Below are 17,891 nucleotides of genomic sequence, written 5' to 3'. Positions count from 1 at the left end.
GCAAGCGGGAAGTGTCTTCTATCCGCTTTGTAATTGTCCAAAAGATGAAAAAGAGCTTACTGATTGCCTTTGCTATATTCTTGCTTTCTCCTGCATTTTCTTTTGCTCAGGAAAAAGTCCTCGAGCCGATCAAAGTTTCCCAAATCCGTGGAATCAATGTTTATGGGAAACCGGTAGATAATCAGACTCGCTGTGTCCATTGGCATTCGGAGCTGGATATCATCGCGATCAAATTCAAGTGCTGCGATAAATATTATCCCTGTTTTTCCTGCCATGAAGAAGAGGCAGACCATGAGCATCAGGTTTGGCCTAAATCTGAATTTGATCAGAAAGCCATCCTCTGCGGAGTTTGCGGAAATGAGCTGGGGATCAATGAATACATGGCATCAGACAATACTTGCCCTCATTGCGAAGCCAAATTTAATCCCGGCTGCAGCAAGCACTATCATTTGTATTTTGAGACTGAGCCCAAATCGGGCGGGATAAATTAGAAAATCGTATATCGAACGCCTAAAAAGCCGCGGATTCCTTGATTCGGCGCAAACATATAAGTCGGGTCAAAGGTCAATGCCTCAGGATTGTTCGGTGTTGGAATTACCGAACCGTCCGAACCAAACTCCACTCCCCGGTCGAAAGGATCAAAAGCTCGAGCAATACTATTGGCTGGGGGTGTGAAATTGAGTAGATTTTTCACCCCACCATAAAGTTCAAACCGATCCCCCAACTGCTTGGTCAACTGAACATTTTGAATACTCCACCACGGTGAAAATTCGGCTCTAGAATCCAATTCCCCTAGCAAAGGCAGACGCATAGGACTATATAGATTTCCGGTATAATTGACCGACATTTTCCAAGGCTGAAATTGATACCCCAGATTCCAAACAGCCGAAAACCGCTCGGTCAATAATTGCTGCAAACGCTCTCCATTTTGATCCAGCTTTACATCCATCAGCGTCATCCCAATAGATCCCTCAAACCCATTGCGTAGCGCCAAAGTAGAGGTTAATGAAACCCCTTTTGAAATTGCCTGTCCGCTGAGGTTTGAATAAATGATTTGATTGGGATTCGTTTCATAATCCGGCACAATCCGGTTAGAAAATTGAGTGTAAAAGGCAGATGCATCAAAACTGATAAAATCCCCTCCATCGGTGTAGAATTTTTTGATCAGGTTGATATTGCTATTCCAAGATCGCTCCGGGTTCAATTCTTCCATAAATACAACCTCCCTAGCTCCAGTGAGCGCAGCATGATCTTCGGTAAACACATTTGCTACGCGAAAACCATTTCCCAGCGAAAATCTGAAAATAGAACTTTGATCTTGGGATTGAATTTTCAAATTCATCCGCGGGGAAAGAATTACTCCGTGGATGGAATTGAAATCCGATCTGAGTCCCAACAAAAGCGTACTTGCCGGCGAAAACTTGATTTCATCCTGGACAAAAATCCCCGGCAGATGAATCTCTGAGGGCTCGTTTTCATCAGATCCGAATTGTTGGGTTGCGGGTGTATTATCGTCGTAAAAGGTATAGCGATAGGCCAACCCTGATAGGAACTGATGATTTCCTAGAGTCTGATTCCAGGTAAGCTGCCCAAAAGCAATAGACTGCTTCGCCAAGTAAAGCTGATCTCCGTAGGCGGAATTTTGGTCGTGGCTATTGACAGAAAACTGAAAATTCATCCCTTGCCTTACCGGCAATTCATAATTGCCAAAAAGCTCCCAACGTTTGGTGTAAATACTTTCTCCATAAATCTGATCTCCTCCTCTTGCCTCTCTGTTCCAATTCGTCTCTCCTCCCCATCGGTCTTCATAGACAAATCTACCGGCCAGGTTAAATTCCTTTTTTGAGTTTCTCAACCAATTAATTTTTTGAAAAAGTGAGGCCCTTTTGGCCAAAGTCAAGTCGGTCATTCCATCACCGTTATTGTCAATCGGGTTGCTGTAATTGAAAAGATTCAAGCCCGTCAAAGACTGAATATTATTTCCCCACTGTGACTTGACGCCCAAATCCAGATTGTGCTCTCCCCAGGAAGTTCCAAAATAATCCAAACTGACCAAAGGCGCATTTAATGCATTTTTTGTGATGACATTGATTAAACCTCCGACAGCCTCAGAGCCATATAGCGTGGAAGCTGGACCTTTGACGACTTCGATCCGATCAACCAAGGATTGGGGGATTCCCGTCAATCCATAGACTGTGGCTAAACCGCTGACAATCGGCATTCCATCGATCAAAATCATGGTATAGGGCCCTTCTAGACCGTTTATATGGATATCTCCGGTGTTGCAGATATTACAATTGATCTGTGGACGGACCCCATTGACCGTCTGCAAGGATTCGAAAATGGAAGGAGTCGGATTTGCCTTAAAAAAACTGTCCTTGTAAACTTCCACGGGTACTGGACTTGCAGATCTTGAAACCTGCTCCAAAGTCCCGCTGATGACCACTTCGTCCAAACTGGAATCCAATTCTTCCATTTCTATTCTCAAAAATTCCGCTGCATTCCTTATTTGCCTTTGAATCGTCTTAAAGCCGATCCGGGATATCTGAAGGGTAATCATTTCCTCCTTTGGAACACTAATTTCAAAAACCCCCAAACTGTCACTCATTGTACCCGCATTCGAATCCTTTATCAGGATACTGGCAAACTCTATAGGCACACCCTTCGATTCAATTTTACCCTTTAATAAATTCTGACCAAAAAGATTCCCATAGCCTCCCAAACTCAAAAGGCCAATAATGCCAAAGATTATTATAAATTTTCTATTCATAAATTTTGATTTGAGAAAATGACCAAATCATTTAAAGACTTATTTATCGAATTATTATACGAACAAAAGTACAAAGTTAGATCTATCTAACAAATATTGTTTACAAAAATAATTTCGATATTAGACGCTTCAACAATTAATACATGGCATCCAGTACTGAAGAGAACTACCTGAAAATCCTTTTTAACCTGACTCATGAAAAAGGAGAAGTCAATATTTCCGAGCTTTCTAGCCAACTAGGCGTAAGTATGCCTACGGTAAACAGCATGATCAAAAACCTCCAAAAGAGCGACTTGGTCCACTACGAAAAATACAAGCCTGTCACTTTATCCGAAAAAGGAAAAAAAACAGCGGCTTTGATCGTTAGAAAACATCGACTGACCGAGATGTTTTTGGTCAATAAAATGGGATTTGGCTGGGAAGAAGTGCATCAAATCGCCGAGCAAGTAGAACATATTCATGCACCAAAGTTTTTTGAACGAATGGACGAAATGCTTGGCTTTCCGACTGTGGATCCGCATGGTTCTCCGATTCCCGATAAGCACGGCCGTATGCAGGAATTGCATTACAAAAACCTATCTCAGGTAAAGCCCGGAAATCAGGTGATTTTAGTGGCTTTAGCGGATTCATCTAGCGATTTTTTGGAATTTTTGAATAGCCGCAAGTTGAAATTAGGAATGGAGTTGAAGATTTTATCCAAGGAAACCTATGACCAAAGTATGATCGTGAGTTATGAAAATCAGCAATCCGAAACGCTGAGCGAGAAGGTCTGCGAAAAATTACTAGTTCGCTCAGTGGAATAAGGTTTAAACCGGAAATTTTCAGATATTGAACGAAAATGCCAAGCCTTATTAGTTTTTAGCCATGTATGTCAAACGACATTATTCCCTTTGGATGACCGTACGATGGTCCCGAAAATCTCTGATTTATGGATTTATATATTCGGCCATCATTGTTCTTGCTTATGAGTTTACCGGAATTCCTTTTTCTCTTCCTTGGCAGCCGATTTCTGTAATCGGTATTGCAGTTGCCTTTTTTTTAGGATTCAAAAATAACTCATCCTACGATAGAGCTTGGGAAGCCCGCAAGATTTGGGGAGCAGTCATCAATGAAAGTAGAACTTTTGCCACTGCTATTTTATCCATTCCGGATCCTTGGGTAAAAGAAGAATGGAAGCAGTCAATGATTTATCGTCACTTAGCTTGGGTTTTGGCTCTAAAACATGCCATGCGAAAAGGCAAATCCTGGGAGCACAATGGTCCCACAGAGAAATTAGTTTTTACGCCACATTTCCAAAAGGAATGTCAAGATGGCGTGGTGCCTGAAATTCAGCGATACCTCAATCCGGTTGAGCTTGATATACTCTTGCGCTATACCAATTTGCCGACTCAACTTCTGAAAAACCAATCTCTGGAACTGGAAAAAATCCACTTGGAGGATAAGCTTTCGGATTATAAGCAAGTGTATTTGCATGGATTGATCGGAAAACTCTATGACCTGCAAGGAAAAAGCGAACGCATAAAAAACTTCCCTTTTCCTAGACAATATGCCTCTACGGGACTTTGGATTACTTATATCTTCTGTATGCTGATTCCTTTTGGCTTATTGGATATTTTTGGAAAGACCTCTGATCTACATTATTGGTTGACCGTTCCCTTTTCGGCAATAATCATTTGGGTGTTTTTATTGGTAGATCGAATCGGAGATTACTCCGAAAACCCCTTTGAGGCAGCATATAATGACGTGCCGATTTCCTCCATTTCCAGAGGAATAGAAATTGATCTTTTGGAAATGCTCGATGAAAAAGACATTCCTCCTCCCTACCCGGTAGAAAATGGATTTTTGCTCTAAAAAAAACCCGAGTCTATGCGAAAGCTCGGGTTTGCGGTTTATTTAAGAATTGATTTTTCTTCAGTCTTTAATCAGCTTTGATGAACCACTCATCGAAACCGTCTGAGTAGCTGGATTTCCCCGGAAAATCACATCTCCCGATCCTGAAGAAGAAACCTTGAGGCTTTCCTCGGCAGTAATATAGGAATCTCCTGAGCCGCTTTTTGAAATCGAAACCTCCTTTGCATTCAATTCAATTCCTTCAAAATCTCCCGATCCGGATTGGGCGATTTTAAGTTCCTCCACCTTTCCACCATCTAGGATGATATCACCGGAACCGCTGATTGCAGCACTGAGTTTGTATGCAAATACATTTTTGAGACGGATCAAACCCGAGCCAGATACTCCTAAACTCAATTGATCAGATTTGATATCATCATCGAGAAAAATCGCTCCCGAACCTGAACTACCCAGACCTTCAAGGTTTCGGACGGTTACATAGAACTTCAAATCCACGTTTCGGTAATTTCCTCGTTCCAATTTTAATTTCAGAGTTTCCCCATCCACTTCCGTCAAGATTTTGTCCAGATCAATATTTCCGGATTCTATTCGGACTTCATCTTGATTACCTAGTGCAACGTAAACCTCCCAGCTTCCACCTGATTCGATTTTGGTAAATGAACCCGGAGTTCTGGTTTCGGTTCCTTGCCCTTGGGCTGTAAAGCCCATCAAAAATAGCAAGAGAATTATGGCGGTAGTTTTCATTCTTAACATAGCTTTTGTTTTTTTTCATAAGAATAATTCATAGAGTGTGCCAATCCAAAAAACAGGTCCAGAAGGACGTTATGAGCTATTTTCTAGATTTTATCCTAAGAATAGCGAACATTTTTTGTTCGAAAGTGGACAAACCAAATTAAACATAGCTGCAGACTTTATTGCAGATTTAGAAGATAAATCCAGTGAACATCCCAACAATTTCATTAATTTACACTTACTATTTTATTGATCTTCAATTATTTAATCTAACCAAAATGAAAACTCAAATCCAAAATGTAGCCTATGAATTGGCAGGGCTGATCTATGGGATTTCCCTTGATGGGCATGTCAATAAAAATGAATTTGACAAATTAAAAACCTGGTGCGAAAATCATGAGCACCTGTGTGAACAAGAGGAATTTAAGGTGCTGCACGAACAGGTCAACCCCATCATTCAATCGGGAATTGTAACCAATGAAGAAATCGCAGACCTTAAAGACATTTTGAATGATTTCTTGAAAAAAACCGGAGCTCATGAGGATGAAAAACTCAATTTATTTTTCCTTCACGGACTTTTTGAAGGAATACTTGCAAGCGGAGAAGTCAATACTTATGAGGTTTTTAAGCTCAACCAGTGGATTCAAAAAAACGAACATCTCAAAGATCAAAAACCATTTGATGAACTTCACCAAATGATTGGTCAGGTGCTCAAAAATCATCGAATCAGTAATGAAGACGGAGTAAAGTTGAAATCATTTTTCTCTGATCTTATGAAAAAAACCAAAGCGGGTTAACTTTACGTTTTCCCGCTTTGGATGCAGAATTGCTATCTTTTCCCCGGATGATATTTTTCCTTCGCCCGCTTCTGAACATCCTCAGAATAAAAAGCGACATCCTTAAAATCCCCATCGGCATAGCGTTGGGCTTGATCTAAGAAATGAGGAGATTTAGGATCGGAATTTTGACCGCCTGCCAAAATACTTTTGGCTCGAACCTTCTCTCCAAACTCCACCACTGCCACAAAGCTATTGCCCGAGCTTCCATACAATCGTTTGGTTCCTTCCTTGGTCGAAGCTCCAAAAGAAGCCAAAGCTCCCCAGCGTCCTGAGGCCATTCCCACAGGGATATACGGTTGATCGTCATCGTACTTCAAATCAATATCGCCCGATAACCTCTGGAAGCGGTTGATTTCGCCCCAAGGCGTGTCCCATGTTCCAAAATCCTCCTCCATTTGACGGAGGGTTTCCTCAAGCACAGCAACCATATTTTTTTGCACTTGGGGGTCTGAGTGAGCTTCCAATTTTTCATTCTCCGTCAACTGGTTCAAATCTCTGAATTCTCGTTGGTAATTGTTGGCATAAAAATGCGCTAGACTTGTCGCAACAGATTCTTTTCCGGTGCGGAAATCCCAATCGCTCAAAATTGCAATCGCTTTCTGGGTTTCCGGATTACCTCCTTGCTTTTGATGGGCTGTGATCAGCGCGGGAATCAATCGCGCAAATGCCGGAATAAATGGATCATAGGCCAATTCCCGAAAGGAATCCAAAGTCAGATTTTTGGCATTTTCCAATAACACAACAGCATGGATTCCCCTGAAGTTTTCCTGATCTGGAGCCATGTAAGGAGGGTAATCTTCTCGTTTAGGGCTGTAGGGACCTGCCGCAGTAAACGGAGTCGAGTTACAGTTTTGAATCCACCCGGTTGCCGGATTGAGAATCGTGATACTTTCATCCACGGTGTGCAAACCCTGCCAGTCAGTATTGGGATCAGATCCATCGACGGGACGGGAAAAATCAAAGTCTGGACTTCGCTTTGGAATAAAATTTCCGTGGAAATAGCCAATATTTCCTTCCGAATCTGCAAAAACAGTGTTGTTAGAGGAATTGGTTCGGATATCCATCATTTCTCTAAACTCTTCATAATTAGCAAGTTTAGTCCTTGTAAAGCTCTGAATTAGGGCATTGACCGGATCCCAGTTGATTTTGGTGGCGACCCATTTATCGTCGATTTTATGCGTAATCGGTCCATGATGGGTTCGGTAAAATGTAAAATCCTGAGACTGCAAACTATCTCCAACCAAGTAATCCAAACTTACTTTTACACTATCAACCGAGCGAACCTCATCCCCATATCGATAATGAAGTTTATTTCCTTCCTGGACAATTTCCTCTTCAAATTCATCAATGAAATCGACAAAGGTTGAAGTATGAATCCACCCTGTTTTTTCATTGAACCCTTGATAAACGAAGAACTGACCCCAAGTCACGGCACCGTAAGCATTCAACCCCTCCTCACTGACCACATGCACTTCCGGTCTGAAATAAAAGGAGGTATGCGGATTGATCAATAGCATAGCATTTCCCGATTCGGTCAATTCTCCAGAAACCACAATACCATTAGAGCCCTTTGGCTCCTCATAAGGATCAGGATGATGAAGTCCATCTCCATACTTACTTAAAGCCAAAGCCTCTTCATTTTCATAAAAAGCCTGAATCCTTCTCGTAGATATCCGCTCGATATCTCCTCCGATTGACCCTTCAAAAAAGTACATAGGAAACCAAGGCTCATATCGGGTAATGACCTTTGGCTCGACTTCAGGATGGGTATGCAGGTAATAATTCACCCCATCGGCAAAGGCCTGACAAAGCTCCCTCAGCCAATCGGGCGCCGACTCATACGCTTCCTTGGCTTCCTCCTCAGTCATGTACATTTTTGCTCTCAGGTCAGAGTAAATAGCCCCCTCCCCTTCCAACTCAGCCAATCTACCGATAGCCCAAATGTAATTTCGTTCTACTCTCCTAAAATCATCCTCGCACTGGGCATAGAGTAGTCCAAATACCGCGTCCGCATCAGTTTTGCCATAAATATGTGGTACACCAAAGTCATCTCTTATAATCTCTACCTGTTTGGCCTGTTCTTCCCAAGCTTGGATTTCTGATTTTTGACAGGCCATCGCCAAAAAGCTCCATCCGCACAGGAGGAGCCATAATTTAATCTTTCTCATAGGGTTATATTTCTTTTGGGTGATCTTCGAGCAGAAAAATACAAGAATTAAACTGCAGGGGCAAAAACATTATTCAACGATGCGATTGATAGTGATTAGTGGGTAATTTTCTCCTTAAATTCTTGATCAAATTTTCGTCAATACCCTTACTTTCCTTCCAGCCGCGAATGATTTTGCTGACCTGCTCCGGCGAACTTGCCCCGATCACTAGAGACGCTACTGCCGGCTGAACAAGTCCAAAAGCAATCAATACCGCTTCCGGTCTTAGCCCTGTTTGTTGGATGGCCTGTTGAAATTTAGCTACTTGATTAGGATTGTATCCCAAATACGCTGAAGCTGGTTTATCTAGTAAAAAACCTTTGGCAAAAGCGCCCCGAACCAATACCCGCGTATCGGATTGCTCCAAAGCCGGAAAAACCATTTCCTCAGGCCTCCGGTCCAGTGGACTGTATTGCATCATTACAGTAGCGGGGGGATAAGAAGTCATAACTTTTCGGATGACATTGGGCCGAATGGAGGAAATCCCATAGGCTCGGATTTTTCCTTGACTTTTCAATAGTTCAAATGCCTCAAGCTTCTCTTCCCAAGGATCATCCATCGTACCACCGTGAAGCTGGTACAGATCAATGTAGTCGGTTTTTAGTCGTGTTAAGCTTTCCTCCACAGCTCTAAGAATATATTCTTTTCTAGGATTCCAATCCCAGCCACTTCCATCCGAACGCCATTGGTTTCCCACTTTGGTGGCCAAAATCAATTCTTTCCGGGAAGATTTCAGAATTTCTCCAAGCAGCGATTCATTTTGCCCTTTTTGATACAAGTCAGCTGTATCGAATAACTTTATTCCACCTTCCAAGGCGGTTTTAATAATTTTTTCGGCCTTGATTTTTTCCGAAGGAAGAGACATACATCCCAAGGAAATTTCGGAAACTTCAAATCCAGATTTTTTTAAAGTTCGGGTATTCATTTGATATTCAGTAGATTAAAACTCGAATTTTATATTAACAGATCAATACAGAAATTTTACAGTTAATTCAATCAAGAAACTACGGCATTCCTTGTTTAATCCCTATTTTTGGGTGCTTAAAAACCTATAGATATGAAATCGAGCATGACTAAAAAGTCACACACTGGTATGTCCCGATCTATCGGGGCTACCCTGCGAGATTCTGCCGTAACCCGATAAATCGGGACGGGACAGGCTATGAGACCTTTAAAATTCAATGATAGACACATGAAATCGAGCACGACGCAAGCGACACACAGGGGAATGATTGTAAAATGTGCGAGATTCCATCTGACCTCTAAAAACAAATTATAAACAGATGAAAAAAATTGCTGTTTTTACCTCCGGCGGTGATAGTCCAGGAATGAATGCTTGCGTTCGGGCAGTAGTCCGAACGGCGATTTTTAAAGGACTGGAAGTATATGGAATATACCGGGGATATGAAGGAATGATTGACGGAGAAATCAAACGTATGCATTCTTACTCCGTCAGTAATATTGTACAGCGGGGTGGTACAATCTTAAAATCTGCCCGATCCGAAAAATTTAAAACTCCAGAAGGAAGAAAAAAAGCATTTGAAAACTTAAAAGCCTTAGGGATTGAGGGATTGATTGCCATCGGTGGTGACGGAACTTTTACGGGAGCAAAAATTTTTAATGAGGAATTTGGTATCCCTGTAGTCGGCTGTCCCGGAACTATAGACAATGATATTTATGGAACCGATTACACCATAGGGTTTGATACTGCAGTCAATACGGCTCTGGAGGCGATCGATAAAATCCGGGATACTGCAGCCGCTCATGATCGAATATTTTTTATAGAAGTGATGGGAAGAGATGCGGGATTTTTGGCGGTGGAATCGGGTATCGGTGGTGGAGCTGAGTTTGTCATGGTGCCAGAGACCGCTACCGATCTGGATGCCGTGGTCAAATCCCTCAAAAACCTTCGTAAATCCAAATCTTCCAGCATCATCGTTGTAGCCGAAGGTGATGATGAAGGAAATGCGGAAGAAATTATGGCTAAGATTAAATCTAAGATCAAGGACGAAAGTAAAGAGTTTAAAGTAACTACTTTAGGACATATTCAACGAGGAGGAAACCCTACGGCCAGAGATCGTGTTTTAGCCAGTAGGTGTGGAATGGCTGCAGTAGAAGGACTTCTTATCGGGAAATCCTCCTGCATGGCCGGAGTGATGAATCAAGAAGTGGTGTATACCCCATTTACGGATTGTATCGGAAAAACCAAACCCTTGATCGAAGATCATCTCAAACTTATCGACATTTTAAGTATTTAATCACATGGGCTTTATCCCCTTATTTCTGACCGTAGGAGGCGCTTGCCTCCTCTTTTTTCTGACTGTAAAAAACTCCCTTCAAAAACGGCATAATCTCCAGCGAGAACTGATTGCAAATTTGAGTTTGGCTATTCCGCAACTTGGCTTGGTAGCCGGAGAAATTACAGACCCAGAGATCATCCTTCAAAAAATAAAAACAGCAGAGCTGAAAAAAAGCCAAAAAGAAGAATGCCTAAAAGTTATCCGTGAATTGCAGATCAACCGATTACACTACAATCAACTGATTAAAAAAGCTCCTTATAACTGGGTGGCCAAAATCGCTGGGTTTCAGAAAATCTGAGCTGCGATAAATTCCTCGATTTCGGCTTCCTGTTCTGGAATAAACCATTGAATTTCAGGATCTTTTCTGAACCAGGTCAATTGGCGCTTGGCATAGCGACGAGAATTTCTTTTCAATAACCGGACTGCCTCATCCCAGGAATAATTTCCTTCCAGATATCCGAAGATTTCTTGATATCCCACGGTTTGAAGTGCGTTCAGATGCTTAAAGGGAAAAAGGTTTCTGGCTTCATCAGCAAGACCTTGATTGAGCATTTCGTCCATTCGCTGGTCTATTCGCTGGTAAAGTTCAGCACGATCCCGATACAATCCGATCTTAATGGTTTGAAAAGGTCGGTTAACTTTAGCTTTCTGTCGAAAACTCGAAAAAGGTTTTTCTGTCGCTCTGACCACTTCTATTCCCCGCATGAGTCTCTGAGGATTTTTTTGGTCCACTTGAGCAAAATACTTCGGGTCTAATCGGGCTAGTTCTTCTTGCAAAAACTCCAATCCTTTCTGTTCAAAATCTCGGATTACTTCCTCTCTAAATTCTTTGGGGATTTCCGGTATTTCGTCCAAGCCCTCCGTAATGGCATCTGCAAATAATCCCGACCCCCCGGTCATGATCACCACCTTCTTTTTGTCAAACAGCTGATCAAGTAGTTTTAACGCATCCTGTTCAAATCTTTTAACATCATAATCTTCCCAAATCGAAAGTGAGTTGATAAAATGATGGGGCACCTGATTTAAAATTTCAGGGCTGGGTTTGGCTGTCCCGATTTCCATCTCCCGATAAAATTGCCGACTATCACTTGATAAAATTTCGGTATCGAATTTTTTGGCTAGATTTAGACATAAATCTGTTTTTCCCACAGCAGTGGGACCAACTACCAAAATGAGAAATGAAGTCTGGGTCAAGAGATGATTTTTTGATCTGGAGTTCAAAAGTCCAAAGTTAAGCTATGAAAACCAAAAGAGTCCTGATCGTAGAAGATAATGATCTGAATCGAAAACTCTTTGAGAATTTAGTAGGTCAGGTATGGAGCTTCGAAAGTGTCATCAATGGTCGACAGGCAGTAATTAAGGCAACGGAAGCCCATTTTGATTTGATTCTGATGGACATTCAGATGCCTGAATTGGATGGCATTTCAGCTATGAGGGAAATCAGAACCCTTAATGGACATACTCCTCCGATCGTGGCGATTACGGCCTATGCGGATGACGGAGATCGCGAATCATTTTTGAAGCAAGGATTTGACGAATTTATTACCAAGCCGATTCGACCACGAGAATTTCTCCAGATTTTGGAGCGGTTAATTGAAGGTGATTCACCTGAAAATAGTATTCCTAAATCCATTGAAGAAAACCCAGATAAAATACTGGATATCAATATTGTAAATCAACTCATGAAATACAATAGTCCTAGAATCATCAAGTCGGTTTTTGAGGATTTTTTAAAAGAATGCGATACATTGATCCAACAGGCCAAAGTAAAGCAAGAAAATAAGGATTTGGATGGTTTTTCGAATACTATTCACATTATCAAGGGAAATTCAGGTACCTTAGGAGCAAACCGGATTTTTGCCCAAGCCTTAGAAATTGAGAAACTCAGCAAGGAGAAAGCCATCCATTCATTGTCAAAAAAATTGGAGAATCTTGAAAATGAAATTCAGATTTTTCGAGATTTTATAAAGGAAGAAATTAATTTTATACCATGAGTGAAGCTAAAAAAATCCTGGTTGGTGAAGATTCATCAGTCATCATCAATTTAACGAAAAATGTCCTTGCATTTGAAAATTATAAAATGACAGCAGCAAGGAACGGGAAACAAGTCCTCGACCTTATGGAAAAGGAAGATTTCGACCTCATTCTAATGGATATTAATATGCCGGTTTTGGATGGTATACAGTGTACCAAGGCCATCCGGGCTCTAGAAGATGAGCGAAAATCTAAAATTCCTATTATTGCCATTTCTGGAAACATCCATAACTATACCCTAGATGATTTTAGGAAGGCAGGATTTGACGAATTCATTCAGAAACCCCTGGATTTTGACAAGGTTCTAGCCACCGTAAAAAAGCATCTGAGTTTGTAAGGATATGGCGATCCGATTCACCAAGCATTTTTTGGATAAGCTCGAAAATCTATTCGCAGCTTCAGAATATATCCTACGCTATGAAAAGGGGAATTTTAAGTCCGGCTATTGTGTTTTGAACGAAACCAAAATTGTCATTGTCAATAAGTATTTTCCACTCGAAGGAAAAATCAATGCCTTGATCGACATTTTGAATGAGCTCCAATTTAACCCGCAGGATTTTGAGAAAAAATCCGATCAGGAGTTTTTAAAAGAACTGAAACAAACTCAACTTAAATTTTGAAAATCACTTTTCTAGGTACAGGTACTTCTCAAGGTGTTCCGGTGATCGGTTGTGACTGTGAGGTATGTAAATCACTGGATTTTAGAAATAAAAGACTTCGATCTTCAGTCCATCTGCAAATAGGAGATCTGAGTGTCGTAATCGATACAGGACCGGATTTCAGAGCTCAGATGCTTCAGAATTCGATCAAAAAAGTAGATGCCATCGTCTATACCCATGAGCACAAGGATCATACGGCAGGTTTGGATGATATCCGCCCTTTTAATTTCATGCAGAAAAAGGACATGCCGGTTTTTGGAAGAAAACAGGTTCTCGAGCAAATCAAGCGGGAATTTTCCTACATTTTTGCCAGTCAAAAATACCCGGGAGTACCCCAAGTAGAGCCGGTTGAGATCGACGAACAACCATTCCACATCGAAGGAATCCAATTCACACCGCTTCCTATTCTCCATTACAAGCTTCCCGTACTCGGTTTTAGAATCGGGGATTTTAGTTACATAACAGACGCCAATCATATTCCTGACTCCACCATCGATTTGGTCCGAGGATCTGAAATCGTCGTGCTCAACGCCCTACAAAAAACCTCCCATATCTCCCACTTCACTTTAGATGAGGCTGTGGATATGGCTAAGACTTTGGGCGCAGAGAAAACCTATTTCACGCATATTTCTCATAGATTAGGCAGACATCAGGAAGTCGAAGAAGAACTTCCCAAAGGCATTTTTCTGGCGTATGACGGGCTTGAGTTATCTTTGCCGTAATGCATCTAAATTTTCATTTTCTTACTTTCCTCTGTCCCCGATTGAGTGATGTGCTTTTGGGGTATTCAGTCACGGCATGTTTTTCCCAGAATAAAGATGAGCTAATCATAGCACTTGAAAAGCAAGATGAATGTCGATTTATTCGGGCGCATCTTTTAGCCCCTCAGGTATTTTATAGCTTTCCAGAACGATTCCAACGTGCCAAGCGAAACAGTATCGACCTCTTTCCCGAATTGATCGGGCAGAAAATAAAAAGCGTTCAAGTCCTAAATTTTGAGCGGGCATTTTTTATCCATTTTTTCTCCGGTGATCAGCTGCTCTTTAAACTGCACGGAAATCGAAGTAATATTTTATTTTATCAAAAAGGCGAAACCACCCCCCTTTACGTTTTCAGGAATGAATTGAAAGAGGATAAAACGCTGGATTGGACAGCGCTGGAAAAATCTTTTGACCTGAGCAAAAACCTGTTTTTAGAACTCGAGGGAAATGCTTCTCAGTTTCTTCCTACATTGGGCAAAGTCCCCCGGGAATGGCTGAAGGAAAAAGGCTATATCCAAGCCGATCTCGAATCCAAGTGGGAACTTATGCAAGAAGTAATGGATATGTTGGACACGCCGCTCTATTCTATTGCGCAGCGAGATTCTGATGTTTACCTGACTCTTCTGCCCGATTCACAGGTGATTCAAACTTTTGCAGACCCGATTGAGGCATTAAATGAATTATTTCACAGGGCCTTGGTAGTTGGAAGTTTTGAAAAGGAGAAAAAATCCTTGTCCAAAACTTATGAGGACCAATTCAAAAAAGCGAAAAATTACATCCAAAAATCCAGTCAGAAACTAGAGGATTTGATCCAGAGTCCTCCTCCATCTCAACTTGCGGATGTGATCATGGCCAATTTACACGAATTTCAAAATGGAGTCAAGGCAGCCGAATTATTCAATTTCTACTCGAATGAGCAGATTAAAGTAGCTTTAAAACCCAATCAAAAACCTCAGGAACTGGCTGCTCAACTGTATCGGAAAAGTAAAAACAGGCAATTGGAAATCCAGCAGTTAGAAAATACCATTTCCGCTAAAAAAAGCCAACTAGAAGACCTAGAAGCCATTCTTTTGGAACTGCAAGAAATGACTGGTTTTAGAGATTTGAAAAAATTCAAGAAAGAGCATCAGTCAGACAAAGTCCTTCAAAAAGCTCCTGAGGGATTGCCTTTTAAACAATTTGAAATTGAGGGTTTTTCGGTTTGGGTAGGTAAGTCTGCAAAGGACAATGACGAAATGCTTCGTAATTTTATTCACAAAGATGACCTTTGGCTCCATGCTAGACAAGTTGCAGGTTCTCATGTGATCATCCGAAAAAAAGGAAATCAGGTCATTCCTGATCCTGTTTTGGAGCGAGCTGCGTCGTTAGCTGCTTACTATTCTAAATTTAAAACTGAAAGCTTGGCACCGATCATCTACACGGAGGCAAAATATGTTCGGAAAGTAAAAGGAAGCGCTCCTGGCTCTGTCATGGTCGATCGGGAATCTGTCCTGATGGTAGCACCGATGGGGCCCGATGAACAGATCAGTGCAAATTGACTAGGGAGTTCCCAGCAATCGCCGACTTGGTTTTCTCAAGGATATTTTTTTAAATCCATCTACGAGTACAAAAGTGCCTACAATTCCAGTTGCTCCGCCTGCGTACAGCAAGGTCTCTCCTAAGGATGGATTTCTTCCCAAAAGTTGTCCTCCTACAATCGTGACCGTGTAGCCGACAGTGGCTATAAAAATTCCTGTTTTAAGTTGCTTTTGAGATTGATGAAGATTGAGTTCGACTTGATACAAATCCTCGTCGAATTGAAGAATTGTTTGTTTAAGTGAATCTAAATCAGCAGTTTGTCCAAAGGAAACTGAAGCAAAGGCGCTTATAAACAAGCATTGCAAAAGGAAAAAACGAAGCATTTTTATTGATTGATCCAGTTTTTAAATTCAGTGACTTTTTCCCTAGCCACCACTACCAATTCCTCAGATTTGACATTTAGTAAAAGTGCCAATCTCCCATTTTGATAAGGTTTGATTTCGATCAGCCCGTCCAAATTAATGATCATAGAGCGATTGATGCGATAGAATTTCAAAGGATCTAGGAGTTCTTGGTGTAATTCGGTCAAGGAATGATCCACAATATACCGCATGGATGAATCACTTTCGACCAGATAGGTGATTCCTTCCTCAGAATAAAAATAAGCGACTTTTTCTACCGGAACAAAAACAAATTTACTACCGACTTTAGTCAAAAATCGCTTCTTGTACGTTTTTGGCAAATAGTATCTCAACAATTCTCCAAAAAATTCAGGTGGAGTTGAATTTTTCTGAACTTTCCCACTAAACTTACTTGCTTTGTCCAGCGCTTTGATCAATCGGTCTTCCTGTATCGGTTTCAATACATAATCAATGCAGTTGTGATCAAAAGCTTCCAATGCATATTGGTCATAGGCCGTGATAAACACGATGGGAATGAAAAGCTCGACCTCTTGTAAGGCTCGAAAGCTCAATCCATCAGCCAAATGAATATCGCATAGAATCAAGTCAAAATCCTGAACATGCGCTAAGGCGGATTTGAATTCCGTGACGCTTTGCACATATTCTGATATCACCCAATCTGCTGAATACTTCGAGATGATCGAATCGATTCTTTGTCTTGCCAACAGCTCATCCTCGACTAACAGTAGTTTCATGTCCATCAATTAACGGTAATACAACTTCAAAAACACCACCTTGCGAATGGATTATAATAGACTGATTCAAAAACTTATAGCGGTCTGAAATGTTTTGAAGACCAATTCCCGTGGAGCCTTCGATAGGTTTTTTGGGTTGAATATTGTTCTTTACCGACAAGGTATTCTGAGCCGCTTGAATTTGAATTTGAAGGGGATTTTTCAACGTAAAGAAATTATGCTTGACCACGTTTTCGACCAAAATCTGAAGAACTGCCGGAGGAATCATTTTTGTTCGCACCGCTTGATCAATAGACATGGAAAAACTCAACGAATCCTGAAATCTGATTTGAAGCAAATCCAGATAGTTTTGCAAAAAGGAAAGCTCCTCCTCCAAACTCACCAATTCATTGATCTTATTATTGAGGATATAGCGATAAATTAAACTGAGTTTTTGAAGATATTGATCTGCTTGATCGACATTTTGATGAATCAAAACCGATAGAGCACTCAAATTATTGAAAAAGAAATGGGGGTTTAATTGGGAATTGATGGACTCCAATTTTGCTTCAGCTCCCAAAAGCTTCAGTTTTTCGGTTTCAAGTTGCTTTTCATTTAATTTTTGGCTGAAAAAATAAATGGCATTTAGGCAGTTGAGAAACAGATTTAATCGGGAAAGAAACCCAAAAGTCAACAGGAAATTTTTTGAACTCAAACCAAATGGCCCACCAAACAACACTCCGCTTAGCCCCATTGATAACTGGGCCAACATAGCCATTGCAGCTGCACTAGCGATAAACTGCACTACAAGAGGGTGTGTTTTTGGGAAGTTTTTTATAAGCAATAATTCTATCGCCCAATTGATCATCCAGATTCCGTAAGATAGAATAATAATCAGAACAAAGAGCTGACTCTCTGGTAAAGAGGCCTGAAATAACCGATCTCCATCCAATATCAGAATATTGAAAAATGAATAAAGCCCCAGCAATCCAGGAAACAAAAACTTATATCTATGCCCAAACATTCGCTACGAAACTTGCTACACTGATAGATGATAGTTATGCCATTTGCGTTACTTTGCCGCC

At 41.1% G+C, this 17,891-nt stretch carries 19 protein-coding genes; 11 read left to right on the top strand and 8 right to left on the bottom strand.

All coding sequences use genetic code 11. The features are described 5' to 3' along the window. Window positions 1-44: 44 nt before the first annotated feature. Window positions 45-491 carry a CHY zinc finger protein gene (locus tag BM043_RS10310; protein WP_092791325.1) on the top strand — a complete coding sequence of 149 codons (447 nt, stop codon included), beginning with the start codon at window positions 45-47 and terminating at the stop codon, window positions 489-491. Here BM043_RS10310 and BM043_RS10305 read toward each other — a convergent pair. Then, entirely contained in the window at window positions 488-2,770 is a 2,283-nt protein-coding gene (locus BM043_RS10305) for a TonB-dependent receptor (protein ID WP_092791323.1), read from the bottom strand. The genes BM043_RS10310 and BM043_RS10305 overlap by 4 nt on opposite strands. 143 nt (window positions 2,771-2,913) lie before the next feature. Here BM043_RS10305 and BM043_RS10300 point away from each other — a divergent pair, with 143 nt between their 5' ends. Both BM043_RS10300 and BM043_RS10295 read left to right on the top strand, forming a co-directional pair. After that, window positions 2,914-3,573, top strand: a complete 660-nt coding sequence (locus tag BM043_RS10300; RefSeq protein WP_092791321.1) for a metal-dependent transcriptional regulator — start codon at window positions 2,914-2,916, stop codon at window positions 3,571-3,573. Window positions 3,574-3,634: 61 nt separating this feature from the next. Then, window positions 3,635-4,621, top strand: coding sequence for a bestrophin family protein (locus BM043_RS10295; RefSeq protein ID WP_092791320.1), 987 nt, complete (start codon window positions 3,635-3,637; stop codon window positions 4,619-4,621). Window positions 4,622-4,681: 60 nt separating this feature from the next. Here BM043_RS10295 and BM043_RS10290 read toward each other — a convergent pair whose 3' ends face one another. Next, window positions 4,682-5,365, bottom strand: coding sequence for a head GIN domain-containing protein (locus tag BM043_RS10290; RefSeq protein WP_177188458.1), 684 nt, complete (start codon window positions 5,363-5,365; stop codon window positions 4,682-4,684). Between the two features lie 266 nt (window positions 5,366-5,631). Here BM043_RS10290 and BM043_RS10285 point away from each other — a divergent pair, with 266 nt between their 5' ends. After that, window positions 5,632-6,150, top strand: coding sequence for a hypothetical protein (locus BM043_RS10285; RefSeq protein ID WP_092791316.1), 519 nt, complete (start codon window positions 5,632-5,634; stop codon window positions 6,148-6,150). 32 nt (window positions 6,151-6,182) lie between these two features. Here the strand turns inward: BM043_RS10285 and BM043_RS10280 are convergent, their stop codons facing one another. Further along, window positions 6,183-8,360 carry an acylase gene (locus tag BM043_RS10280; protein ID WP_092791314.1) on the bottom strand — a complete coding sequence of 726 codons (2,178 nt, stop codon included), beginning with the start codon at window positions 8,358-8,360 and terminating at the stop codon, window positions 6,183-6,185. Window positions 8,361-8,433: 73 nt separating this feature from the next. Next, window positions 8,434-9,324: an aldo/keto reductase gene (locus BM043_RS10275; RefSeq protein WP_092791312.1), complete on the bottom strand. Its 891-nt coding sequence runs from the start codon at window positions 9,322-9,324 to the stop codon at window positions 8,434-8,436. Between the two features lie 358 nt (window positions 9,325-9,682). On the opposite strand from BM043_RS10275, the gene pfkA reads away from it, so the two are divergent. Together pfkA and BM043_RS10265 are read left to right on the top strand one after the other, a co-directional pair. Then, window positions 9,683-10,657, top strand: coding sequence for a 6-phosphofructokinase (pfkA, locus tag BM043_RS10270; RefSeq protein ID WP_092791310.1), 975 nt, complete (start codon window positions 9,683-9,685; stop codon window positions 10,655-10,657). A gap of 4 nt (window positions 10,658-10,661) precedes the next feature. After that, window positions 10,662-10,997 (top strand): hypothetical protein, encoded by a 336-nt coding sequence (locus BM043_RS10265; protein WP_092791308.1) that lies wholly within the window; start codon window positions 10,662-10,664, stop codon window positions 10,995-10,997. On the opposite strand, the gene miaA is transcribed toward BM043_RS10265, so the two are convergent. Beyond that, complete coding sequence (gene miaA / locus BM043_RS10260) at window positions 10,985-11,893, bottom strand: tRNA (adenosine(37)-N6)-dimethylallyltransferase MiaA (RefSeq protein WP_092791428.1); 909 nt, start codon at window positions 11,891-11,893, stop codon at window positions 10,985-10,987. The two genes, BM043_RS10265 and miaA, sit on opposite strands and share 13 nt — an antisense overlap. Before the next feature lie 44 nt (window positions 11,894-11,937). Between miaA and BM043_RS10255 the strand changes: the two genes are divergently transcribed. Genes BM043_RS10255 through BM043_RS10235 form a run of 5 tightly spaced genes read left to right on the top strand, consistent with a single transcriptional unit; the run spans window position 11,938 to window position 15,691 of the window. Next, on the top strand, window positions 11,938-12,693 hold the full coding sequence (locus tag BM043_RS10255) for a response regulator (protein ID WP_092791306.1): 756 nt from the start codon (window positions 11,938-11,940) through the stop codon (window positions 12,691-12,693). Beyond that, a complete protein-coding gene (locus tag BM043_RS10250; RefSeq protein WP_092791304.1) occupies window positions 12,690-13,070 on the top strand; it encodes a response regulator in 381 nt (126 codons plus the stop codon). Before BM043_RS10255 ends, BM043_RS10250 begins: the two co-directional genes overlap by 4 nt. A 4-nt stretch (window positions 13,071-13,074) precedes the next feature. Continuing rightward, window positions 13,075-13,353 (top strand): hypothetical protein, encoded by a 279-nt coding sequence (locus tag BM043_RS10245; protein WP_092791302.1) that lies wholly within the window; start codon window positions 13,075-13,077, stop codon window positions 13,351-13,353. Beyond that, on the top strand, window positions 13,350-14,114 hold the full coding sequence (locus tag BM043_RS10240; RefSeq protein ID WP_092791299.1) for an MBL fold metallo-hydrolase: 765 nt from the start codon (window positions 13,350-13,352) through the stop codon (window positions 14,112-14,114). The genes BM043_RS10245 and BM043_RS10240 overlap by 4 nt, the downstream gene beginning before the upstream one ends. Then, on the top strand, window positions 14,114-15,691 hold the full coding sequence (locus BM043_RS10235; protein ID WP_092791297.1) for an NFACT RNA binding domain-containing protein: 1,578 nt from the start codon (window positions 14,114-14,116) through the stop codon (window positions 15,689-15,691). Before BM043_RS10240 ends, BM043_RS10235 begins: the two co-directional genes overlap by 1 nt. On the opposite strand, the gene BM043_RS10230 is transcribed toward BM043_RS10235, so the two are convergent. From BM043_RS10230 to BM043_RS10220, 3 genes are read right to left on the bottom strand one after another with little or no spacing between them, the layout of a single operon-like run. Beyond that, window positions 15,692-16,054, bottom strand: a complete 363-nt coding sequence (locus tag BM043_RS10230) for a hypothetical protein (RefSeq protein WP_092791295.1) — start codon at window positions 16,052-16,054, stop codon at window positions 15,692-15,694. 2 nt (window positions 16,055-16,056) lie between these two features. After that, window positions 16,057-16,827: a LytR/AlgR family response regulator transcription factor gene (locus tag BM043_RS10225; RefSeq protein WP_092791293.1), complete on the bottom strand. Its 771-nt coding sequence runs from the start codon at window positions 16,825-16,827 to the stop codon at window positions 16,057-16,059. Next, complete coding sequence (locus BM043_RS10220; RefSeq protein WP_092791292.1) at window positions 16,802-17,830, bottom strand: sensor histidine kinase; 1,029 nt, start codon at window positions 17,828-17,830, stop codon at window positions 16,802-16,804. The genes BM043_RS10225 and BM043_RS10220 overlap by 26 nt, the downstream gene beginning before the upstream one ends. Window positions 17,831-17,891: the final 61 nt, after the last annotated feature.

It is taken from the genome of Algoriphagus hitonicola, assembly GCF_900113375.1.
Taxonomy (GTDB): Bacteria; Bacteroidota; Bacteroidia; order Cytophagales; family Cyclobacteriaceae; genus Algoriphagus; species Algoriphagus hitonicola.
The sequence above is the reverse complement of the archived record's forward strand: the minus strand, read 5'-3'. Positions and strand labels throughout refer to the sequence as shown.